This is a genomic window from Micromonospora sp. NPDC005553 (assembly GCF_042871765.1).
Classification (GTDB): Bacteria; Actinomycetota; Actinomycetes; order Mycobacteriales; family Micromonosporaceae; genus Micromonospora.
The window spans coordinates 140,760-150,237 of the sequence record NZ_JBIAJD010000004.1 but is presented as its reverse complement, the minus strand read 5'-3'; the positions used below and the strand labels follow the sequence as shown (position 1 = coordinate 150,237).

Here is a 9,478-nt window from a genome sequence, read left to right as displayed (position 1 = left end):
CCCCGGCCCCCACCGGGTTTGCCCCGGAATGGGGCCCCCGGGGGGGTTTGGGGGGGGGGGGGGGCGGGGCCCCCCCCCCGCCCCGCCGAGGGTGCGCGTGGGCCCGGCGGATAGGGAAGACTGGCGCGCATGGCTGATCTGAGCGATGGGAAGGCCGCGCTGCACGTCTACCTTCGCGGGACCCGCGAAGACCTCATCTGGAAGCTCGACGGGCTCAGCGAACGTGAGGTCAGGCTGCCCCGCACGGCGACCGGCAACAACCTGCTGGGCATTCTCAAGCACTGCCTCAATGTCGAAGCCGGCTACTTCGGGCCCACCTTCGGCCGCGAGTTCCCGACGCCCGACGAGCTGGTCCCCATGACCGCGTTCGACGAGGACCCGCAGGCAGACTGGTACGCCCGCGAGGACGAGACGAAGGACGGGCTGATCGACCTGTATCGCCGGGTCGGCGCGTTCGCGGACCAGACGATCGACGAGCTGCCGCTCGACGCGCCGGGGCAGGTGCCGTGGTGGCAGCCCGGTGCGCAGGACGTGACCCTGCAGCGGATCATCATCCACGTGACCTGCGATCTCGCCCGTCACGCCGGGCACGCCGACATCATCCGCGAACAGCACGACACAACGATCGGCCTTCGACGGGACAGCACCATCATCCCGGACGACTACGACTGGCCGGCGTACGTCAATAAGCTGACGAAGCTGGCCGACCACTTCGCGTGATCGGCAAACCCGTCGACGGGCGGGACGAGCTCGCCCAGATCGAAGCGGCGTTCGTGGGCACGCCACTGGCCGGCCTGCCGATCGGGCACGGCCCGTCGGGCACCCTCCTCGTCGCCGACGTCGATCCCGATCGTCTGCACGAGCTCTGGCAGGCCGCCGACGCGCTGGCGCCGGTCACCGGACGCCGGCCCCTCCTGGTCACCGACGACTTCGACGACGCACTGACGATCCGGTCCGAGCCCGAGCAGGGCCCGTCGGAGTCGGAGCTGCGCGCGTTCGTCGAGGCAGCGGCATCCTCCGAACCCTGGCTGACCTACCGCCACTACCGCCAGGACCAACAGGTCGACGAGGACGAGATCGAGTTCTACGCGCGTGGCACGACCCGCGTCGACCTGACCGACCTGGTGCCGGATGTGGTGCTGCCGACACCACTCCCGGTGCTGGAGCGGGCGCTGTACGACCGGCTGCTCGCCGACGCCGACCTGCACGCCCAGGTGCTTGGCAACGTGCGGCTCGTGACGCAGACCGACTACTGGTATACGCCGGACAGCGTCCTGCTCATGCTGCTGCCCACCAGCGACGTCCGCGGCTCCGCGTACTGGGTGGACTTCTACGGTGCGCTCACCGAGGAGGATCGGCAGCAGCTCGCCGAGGTGCTGGCGCAGTGGCGACACCGGTGGGACGCCCGCCTGGTCGCATCATGGGGCACCATGCTCCAGTTTCAGGTGGGTCGTCGCCCGACGCCGGGCGACGAGGCGTGGGCCGCCGCCGGTCAGCTCAAGGCGCTCGCTCCGAACCTCGAACTGAGCCAATGGGAGGTCGCCGTCGCCCTACCGGCCGGTGACGCATGGTTCGTCCACAACCGACCCTGACCACCCGATGACGTGGCCCCAACCGCCTACTCCGGTTGCTCGGTTACCGGCCTCGCGGTCTGCGTGACCCCTTCCTGGCGCAGTTCGAGAACGTGGGGCTGGTCGTCGGTCCGGACGAAACGCACCTCCAGATCGAGGTCCGGGTGTCGGTAGCTACCGTCCGGGCCTGCCAGGAGGACAACCGGTTGCTGGGTTGAGGCGGCGAGGGTCAGTTGGCCGTCGGCGAGGGCGACGTCGATCGGGTAGTCGTCGCGCAGAACATAGCGGCCCGTGACGTCGGCAAGCGGCGCGACGGTGACTCTGGCGGTGGCGTAGCGACGGTCCGCGGCGGCGCGGATGCTGACCAGCAGCTCCCAGCCATCCTCGGAGTTGGCCATCGCCGCTACCCCGATGCCGCTGTCCGGCCAGACGTAGGAGAAGCAGGTGTAGCCGACGTTCAACCCGGTGTGTCCGAAACGACGACGCTCGGCGCGGTCGTCGAGTTCGGTACCGATGCCGTAGCTGCCGCCAGGAATCTGCGGCGTACACATCTGGCTGGCCAGGTCGGGGTCGAGCAGCTTCGAACCTCCCGAGACGGCCCGGGCGATTTCGAGGTCGAGCCGGAGCAGGTCGGTCGGGGTGCTCCACAGTCCGGCTGCGGCCAGCTCCGGTTGCGTTCGCCAGCCGCCAGGAATCCTGGTGCCGCCGCCGTGGTGGCCATGCGCCACCTGATCCGGTCGCTGGTGCGGAAACTGCCTGTCGAAGCTGCTGTCGGCCATGGCCAGCGGTTCCAGCACCAGAGTTCGCAGGAGGTCTTCGAACGGGGTTCCGATCGCGTCCACCATCACCTGCTGGAGCACCGAGTAGTGGCTACCCGAGTACCGGAAGCGGCTACCCGGCAACAGGGTCGGCCGAACCGGTGGCGTTGTCGTCGTGCCACCGCCGTCCAGCACCTGCAACAGCGACGGGGCACGATCCGCAAGATAGCCGCGGTACCAGGTGTCGGACAGCCCGGCAGTGTGGGCCAGCAGCTGTCGTACCGTGACTCCCTGCTGGTCTTCCCGGCCGGGCAGGTGCCACGAGGTGAGGTAATCGCCGATGTCGGCGTCAAGGTCCAGGACACCGGCCTGGACCAGTCGCAGCGCTCCGAACGCCGCCACATGCTTACTGATCGAACAGGCCGCGAAGGCCGTGCTCGTGGTCACCGGAGCCGACGTCCCGACCGCCATGACGCCAAACCCTGCCGCCCACACCTGCCCGCTCACGTGGCCGACGGCGATGCTGACCCCCGGCACGTCATAGCTGCTCATCAGCTCGGGCAACGCCGCCGTGTCCGGTGAGAGCCGCCCGGACGACACCTGCCGGTCAAGCTGGCCCAGCAGCGAGACCCAGTCCTGAGATAAATCCACGAGGTCGATTCTCGACCGCGCCCACCGGCGGATCAACGCCGGTCAACCGGTGGGGCTCACGACGGTACGAGAGACCTCCCGGATCAGATCGAGCGGCTCTTCGGTCCAGTGGGAGACGAGGACCAGTTCCCGGGCCGGGTCGACCCACAGAAGGTGTCGTCCGCCGTTGCCCCGGGCGCTGCGGCCGGTCGCCGGGGCCCCGGGCCACGGCACCTGGTCATCGTTGAGCCACCACAGATAGCCGTACTCCCGCTTGACCGGGCACGGAGCCCAGGACTGGTCGACCCATTCGGCGCTGAGCAGCCGGGTCCCGGCATGAGTCCCCCGGTTCAGGAAGAGCTGCCCGACCAGGGCCAGGTCCCGGGCCGGGACGAACAGGCCCCCGCCCCAGTGCGCGCCGCCGGACACCACCTCGACCCGGTGGTCGTCGAGGTCGACGACGCTCGTCCGGTACCCGTGCCACGACCACCGGCCGGAGGCACCCAGCGGGTCCATGACCCGCTCCCGCAGCACCTCCGGCAGCGGCCTGCGCAACAGCAACGTCAGCGCGTACGCGAGCAGGTTCATCCGTACGTCGTTGTAGGCCCACCCCTGGCCCGGAGGTGTGCCGTGCACCTCTGTCCGCTCGCGGAAGCTCTGCGCGTCGACGCGTGTCGGCTTGCCCCACAGCTCGCCCTCCCACTGGCTCGACTGCTGCAGCAGATGACGCCAGGTGATCTGCTCGTTGTGCGGCCCCCGGAACTCGGGAACGTCGACGACCTGGTGCACCGGTTGGTCCGGCACCAGCAGCCCGTCGTCGAAGGCCAGGCCGGCCACCACCGACACGACCGACTTGGTGACGCTGAACGCCATCTCCGGGACGTCCGGGTCGCCCCAGGCCGCGACCTCCCGACCGCCGACCCGGACGACACCACTGGCCCCACTGGCGGCACGCAGCGGGCCGACGACCTCACGGTGGCTCGCGTCGGCGACCTGTGCGGCCAGGTAGGTCTCGATGTCGGCGGCGTCTCTGGTCCACCGGGCACCGAACTCCTGGAGGGTCCGCTCCAGCCGTTGCTGATCCACCGCCACATCACCCATGCCCAGCAGTGTCCAACAACCCCGCCGCCGGCCGGGCGATCCGTGACCGGCCACATAGGATCAGGCGACCTCGTACGCCGGAGATGAGGAGCGTCCCCGTGACCCTGCTGGAACGTCTGCACCTGGCCGGTATGCGCGAGGTCGTCGCTGTGCGGCCGGTGACCGGCGGGCTCGCGGCTCTCGCGGGCATCGCCACCCGCCGGGATGCCCCGCCGGTGTTCGTCAAGGCGTTCGCCGACCCGCCGGCCGACGACGTCTTCATCGCCGAGGCCGAAGGGCTGGCCGCACTGCGCGACCTGGGCGGCGTGGCGACACCCGAGGTGATCCTGGCGGATCGGGACGTACTGGTGTTGTCGGTGTTGAGCGAGAGGCCACGCAGCGAGGCCTTCTGGGAGCAGTTCGCACACCTGCTCGCCCGCCTGCACCTGAGCACGACCCATCCCCGTTTCGGCTGGCACCGCGACAACTGGCTGGGCCGTCGCCGTCAGGTCAACACGTGGAACGACGACGGCTTCGCCTTCTTCGCCGAGCACCGGCTGCTGCGTTGGCTCGATGAGCCCCGCGTCGAGGCCGCGCTCGACGCGGAGGACCGGTCGGCGCTGGAACGGCTCTGCGACCGGCTGCCGGACCTGCTGCCGGAGCGTCCGGCGTGCCTGACGCACGGCGACCTGTGGACACAGAACGTGCTGGCCCTTACGGACGGAGAGCCTGCGCTGATCGACCCGGCCGTGTCGTATCTGTGGGCCGAGGTCGACCTCGCGCACGTGTGGTCCACTTCACCTCCGCCCGAGGCACGACGGATGTTCGACGTCTACGCGGAGCTGACCTCGCTCGACGCCGACTGGGAGGCCCGGATGCCGGTCATCCAGCTGCGACAACACCTCGCCGTGCTGGCCCAGTTCGACGACGACTGGGGCGCGGCCGACCAGATCCGCGCCGTCCTGGCCCCGTTCCGGACGCGATCCTGACCCGGAGGGCCGGCCGCCGAGCGCGGCGGATGGCCCGGCCAGGTGATCCGTTCCACGGCCGCCGAGACCCGCGAGCGGAGCGGGGCCGGGCCCTCGATTACGGTGACCCCCTGGAACGGGAGGTGGATCATGGCACCGGAGGTGTCGCCGCGAAGGGCCAGGGCTGTGCTGGTCACGCTCTCCCTCGCCGCGTTCGCGTTCATCACGACCGAGCTGCTGCCCGTCGGTCTGATGACCCGCATGGCACCCGATCTGGACCGGTCCCGCTCACAGGTGGGTCTGCTGGTCAGTGGGTACGCCGTGGTGGTGGTGCTGGCGTCCGTGCCGCTGACCCGACTGACTCAGCGCGTCCCCCGGCGGCACCTGCTCGGCGTCACGATGCTCCTGTTCGCCGTCGCCAACGCCGCCGCCGCGCTCGCGCCGACGTACGCCGTACTGGCCGGCTCCCGCCTGGTCACCGCCCTCGCCCAGGCGCTGTTCTGGTCCGTCGCCACGGCGACCGTGATCGGGCCGTTCCCGGTCGCGGTACGCGGTCGGGCGGTGGCGCTGTTCGCGACCGGAGCGACGCTCGCCCCGGTGCTCGGCGTACCCTTCGGCACCTGGATCGGGCAGCAAGCCGGCTGGCGCGCGGCGTTCGCGGTGCTGGCCGGGATCGGTGTGGCGATCGCCGCCGCGGTGCTGCTCCTTCTCCCCTCCTATCCCCCGGCCGCCGGCGGCGCCGCCCGGGGCAGCGCACCGGACGGGCGGCGCTTCGCCGTCCTGCTGATCGCCACCGCCCTCGGCATCGGCGGCTTCATGACCCTGCAGACCTACGTGACACCGTTCCTGCTCGACGTCAGCGGCTTCGCCGACGCGGTGCTGGCGCCGTTGCTGTTCGTCTCCGGCGCGGCCGGCGTCGTCGGCACCCTGGTCGCGGCCCGGACCCTGGACACCCGACCGGTCGCTTCGCTGCTGACGCCGCTGGCCATCGGCACGGCCTCGCTGCTCGGGCTCTACGGGCTCGGCGAGCTCAAGCCGGGCGTGGTCGCGCTGCTCGCCGGGATCGGTCTCGCGTACGCGGCCTTCGGCTCCGCCGTGCAGAACCGGATGCTGCAACTGGCCCCGGGCAGCACCGACATCGCGTCGGCCGGGGTCAGCACCGCCTTCAACGCCGGCATCGCCGGCGGATCACTGCTCGGCGGTGCCCTCCTGCCCACCTCGGGGGCACTACCGCTGGCGCTCGCCGGCGGGCTGCTGACGCTGGCCGCCCTCACGTTGCTCGCCGTGGACGCCCGTCGCCACCACACCGCACCCGCCAGCCGCGGCTCCGACCTCAATGGACAAAATACCTAGAGCGCTGGCCGACCTGCGGTGGTCCCCGGCATCGCCCGGCGACGTTGTCGCGCGGGTGATCGGCGGGAGAGCAGGTATCCCGTCCCCGCTGCGGCGAGGCCGGCAAGCCCTGCCACCACGAAACCGCCCGCCGGCACGGTGAGGTCGATCGCCACGCCGACGAGCGGGGATCCGAGCGCGAAACCGGCGCTCTGCGCCGAAGACTGCAGACCCGTCACCTCGCCGCGCACACCGGGCGGCGCCAGGCGGCTCACCGCGTCGGCCACCGAGCCGAGGGTCGGCGCGGTGAGGAGGCCGCTTCCCACGACGGCCACGCAGAGCCAGGGCCAGTCGTGGGCCAGTCCGGCGGGAATCGTCACGAGCCCGAGCAGGGCGAGCAGCAGCCAGGTGGGCAGCGGCCGGGTCAGCGCGCCGTAGACCAGCCCGCCGATGACCGACGACACGCCGAACACCACGATGACCACGGCGGCCCAGGACACCTGACCCGCCTCCCGCAGCGTGGCGACGATGGCGAGATCGATGCCGCTGAGCAGCGTCGTCGTCCCGAACGCCATCGTCAGCGCGGCGATCATCCTCGCGCTCAGCCACTGCCGCCGTGGGGGTCGTTCCGCGGCGGCGGCCTCCGCCTCGTCCCGGGCGTGCATCGGTGGGTTGAGCACGGCGATGCCGACGCCGCCGGCCAGGATCGCGGCGCCGACCCCCCAGGCCACCACGTCGGGGGACACCGTCGCCGCTCCCAGGATCACCACCGCCGGCCCCACGATGTACGACAGCTCGCCCTGCACGGCTTCCAGCGCGAACGCGGCCCGGCGCTGCTCCGACGTCGTCATCGCGGCGATCGCCTGCCTGCTCACGGCCTGGGCCGGCACCATCAGCAGGCCCGCCACGAAGCTGGCGACCAGCAGGAACCCGTACGGCAGGACCGGCACGCCCAGCCAGAACACGACCTGCGCGCCGGCGGTCACCAGTAGGACGGGACGCAGGCCCCGCGAATCGATCATGCGGCCGAGCAGCGGCCCACCCAGTGCCACTCCGCCGGTCAGCGCCGCCGCGACCCCACCCGCTGCCGCGTAGCTCAGCTCCAGGCCGAGGACGACGAAAAGGGTCAGCGCCATCACGTCGGCGGCTATCGCGGTACGGGCGAGCAGTGAGACGCCCAGCAGCGGTGCCATCCCTGGCACGGCGAGCACCTGCCGGTAACCGGTCACCCGTCTGACGCTAGCCCCGCCCACACGCCATAAGAAGACGTCATCTTGTTGAGGCTGGCATAATGAGTCCTTATGGCAAGGGACCTGGAGACCGCGTTGCTGCGGTCGTTCGTCGCCGCCGTACGGGAAGGCAGCATCAGCCGTGCCGCGACCGCGCTCGGGCAGACCCAGCCCGGCCTCAGCCAACAGCTGCGCAAGCTGGAAACCGTCGTCGGTCGACCGCTGCTGCACCGGTCGTCGTCCGGTGTCTCACCGACCCGTGCGGGCGAAGAGATCCTGCCGTACGCCGAACGCATCCTCGCGCTCTCCGCACAGGCACTCGCCGAGACCGGCCGGGCGCTCACCGGCCACTGTGGCGTCGGGTTGCTCGAAGACCTCGCCGCGTCCCACCTTCCGCAGGCCCTCGCCGACCTCGCCCGGCTGCATCCCGGCGCGACGCTGGAGGTGCTCAGCTGCTCCAACGCCGCCATGCGGGAGGCGTACGACGCGGGACGCGTCCAACTCGTGCTCGACGCGGTACCGGACATTCCCGGACCGCCCCGCTGGACGGTGCGCGCCCCGCTGGTCTGGGCGACCGGGCAGGGTGTGGACGTGGCCGCCGACCCGCTGCCGGTGGTGCTCTTCTCCAACCCGTGCTCCTGGCGTACGTCAGTGCTGGACGCCCTGGAGCGTGCCGATCGGCGTTGGCGGGTGGCCTTCGAGAGCAACAGCCTGGTCGGGGTGCTCGCCGCGGTACGGGCCGGGCTCGGCGTGGCGGCGCTCATGCCCGCGAACCTCGAACCGGCCATGATCTGCCGGGACACCGATGCCCTGCCCGTCCTGCCGGACGTCGAGTTCGGTCTCGCCCGGCACCCCCGCACCGATGGTGATCCGCTGATCGACGCCGTGGAGACCGTGCTCCGTCGCCTCGTCTGAGCACGCGCCTGGGGGGTCACCCACTCGCCCCGCTGACGACCGCCATCATGATCAGGGTGCGTCGCCGACGCTGACTCGTCAGCGCGAAACAGGCGGTGAGCACCACCAGCTCCAGCTCGGCCCACTCACCGGTGACGTCGACGCGGATCGGCCCGCCGCGTCGACCGGGGAGGCGTACCGCGAGGCGGTGCCCGTCGCGTACCAGTTCACCGCCGCAGCGACCGGGCACCCAGTGGGCCACCCCGCCGGGCCCTGGCACGTGCGACCGGCGCGGGTCGAGCCGCACCGGCACGCCGTGCTCGCCCTGGGCGGTGAACCCGATGCGTCGGCGGTCGGTCGGTGCGACAGTCCAGCGGCCCGTGCCGGTGCGGATCTCGCCGCACCGCCAGGTCCAGCCGGTACGCAGCGAAGCGCGCGCCCCGGAGTCGAGGACGAAGGCCCCGCCCTGTTTGCGTACGGTCAGCGTGGTCATCGGCTCGCCCTGTCCGGGCGCGACCGGGGCAGGCCGAGGATGAGGATGACGCCGACGCTCACGTGCAGCAGCGCGAGGGTCGCCTTCGCTCCCCCGCCGACGCCACTCGGCGGCCCGAGCACGAGTGACAGCAGCAGGACGGCGACCGCGATCGAGGTCCACCAGACGCGGGAGCGGTTGGTGCGGCGTTCCAGCACCGCGAGCAGCGCCCAGCCGGCCAGTGCCGCGACGGCGGTGGCCACGATGACCGCTGCCACCGTGATCTGTCGGGTCGAGTTCGCCGACCTGACCGCCAGGTCGACGCCGGCCGCCGAGCGCAGGAGCGCGAACTCGACCACCGCCACCACGATCGCGCCGGCCGTCACCGCGGCCCGTCCCAGGAGAAGGTTGTTCGTCATGGCCTGAGTCTGTGGACCGGGCCGGGCCGGACGCGTCGGTCCAGACGCCGCGGCGGGTACGTCCACTGGCGGCCCGGCGTACTACCAAAGGAGGTGGTCCTGCCTGCCGCGAGCCCAGTAGCGTG

The 9,478-nt window shown here is 71.5% G+C and carries 10 protein-coding genes; 5 read left to right on the top strand and 5 right to left on the bottom strand.

Annotation, left to right across the window (positions count from 1 at the left end; all coding sequences use genetic code 11):
* Window positions 1–129: 129 nt before the first annotated feature.
* Both ACFYPG_RS17900 and ACFYPG_RS17895 read left to right on the top strand, forming a co-directional pair.
* Complete coding sequence (locus ACFYPG_RS17900; RefSeq protein ID WP_387352879.1) at window positions 130–720, top strand: DinB family protein; 591 nt, start codon at window positions 130–132, stop codon at window positions 718–720.
* Window positions 717–1,592, top strand: coding sequence for a DUF4253 domain-containing protein (locus ACFYPG_RS17895; RefSeq protein WP_387352877.1), 876 nt, complete (start codon window positions 717–719; stop codon window positions 1,590–1,592). The genes ACFYPG_RS17900 and ACFYPG_RS17895 overlap by 4 nt, the downstream gene beginning before the upstream one ends.
* A 26-nt stretch (window positions 1,593–1,618) precedes the next feature.
* Here the strand turns inward: ACFYPG_RS17895 and ACFYPG_RS17890 are convergent, their stop codons facing one another.
* Entirely contained in the window at window positions 1,619–3,016 is a 1,398-nt protein-coding gene (locus ACFYPG_RS17890) for a serine hydrolase domain-containing protein (protein WP_387352876.1), read from the bottom strand.
* 6 nt (window positions 3,017–3,022) lie between these two features.
* Complete coding sequence (locus ACFYPG_RS17885) at window positions 3,023–4,060, bottom strand: serine hydrolase domain-containing protein (RefSeq protein ID WP_387352875.1); 1,038 nt, start codon at window positions 4,058–4,060, stop codon at window positions 3,023–3,025.
* A 98-nt stretch (window positions 4,061–4,158) separates the two neighbouring features.
* Between ACFYPG_RS17885 and ACFYPG_RS17880 the strand changes: the two genes are divergently transcribed.
* Window positions 4,159–5,028, top strand: a complete 870-nt coding sequence (locus ACFYPG_RS17880) for a fructosamine kinase family protein (RefSeq protein WP_355006959.1) — start codon at window positions 4,159–4,161, stop codon at window positions 5,026–5,028.
* 129 nt (window positions 5,029–5,157) lie between these two features.
* Window positions 5,158–6,360: an MFS transporter gene (locus tag ACFYPG_RS17875; protein ID WP_387352873.1), complete on the top strand. Its 1,203-nt coding sequence runs from the start codon at window positions 5,158–5,160 to the stop codon at window positions 6,358–6,360.
* On the opposite strand, the gene ACFYPG_RS17870 is transcribed toward ACFYPG_RS17875, so the two are convergent.
* On the bottom strand, window positions 6,357–7,568 hold the full coding sequence (locus ACFYPG_RS17870; RefSeq protein ID WP_387352871.1) for an MFS transporter: 1,212 nt from the start codon (window positions 7,566–7,568) through the stop codon (window positions 6,357–6,359). The genes ACFYPG_RS17875 and ACFYPG_RS17870 overlap by 4 nt on opposite strands.
* Before the next feature lie 72 nt (window positions 7,569–7,640).
* On the opposite strand from ACFYPG_RS17870, the gene ACFYPG_RS17865 reads away from it, so the two are divergent.
* Entirely contained in the window at window positions 7,641–8,483 is an 843-nt protein-coding gene (locus tag ACFYPG_RS17865; RefSeq protein ID WP_355006962.1) for a LysR family transcriptional regulator, read from the top strand.
* 16 nt (window positions 8,484–8,499) lie between these two features.
* Here the strand turns inward: ACFYPG_RS17865 and ACFYPG_RS17860 are convergent, their stop codons facing one another.
* Together ACFYPG_RS17860 and ACFYPG_RS17855 are read right to left on the bottom strand one after the other, a co-directional pair.
* A complete protein-coding gene (locus ACFYPG_RS17860; RefSeq protein ID WP_355006963.1) occupies window positions 8,500–8,955 on the bottom strand; it encodes a hypothetical protein in 456 nt (151 codons plus the stop codon).
* Window positions 8,952–9,353 carry a DUF6069 family protein gene (locus ACFYPG_RS17855; RefSeq protein ID WP_387352870.1) on the bottom strand — a complete coding sequence of 134 codons (402 nt, stop codon included), beginning with the start codon at window positions 9,351–9,353 and terminating at the stop codon, window positions 8,952–8,954. Before ACFYPG_RS17855 ends, ACFYPG_RS17860 begins: the two co-directional genes overlap by 4 nt.
* Window positions 9,354–9,478 lie beyond the last annotated feature (125 nt).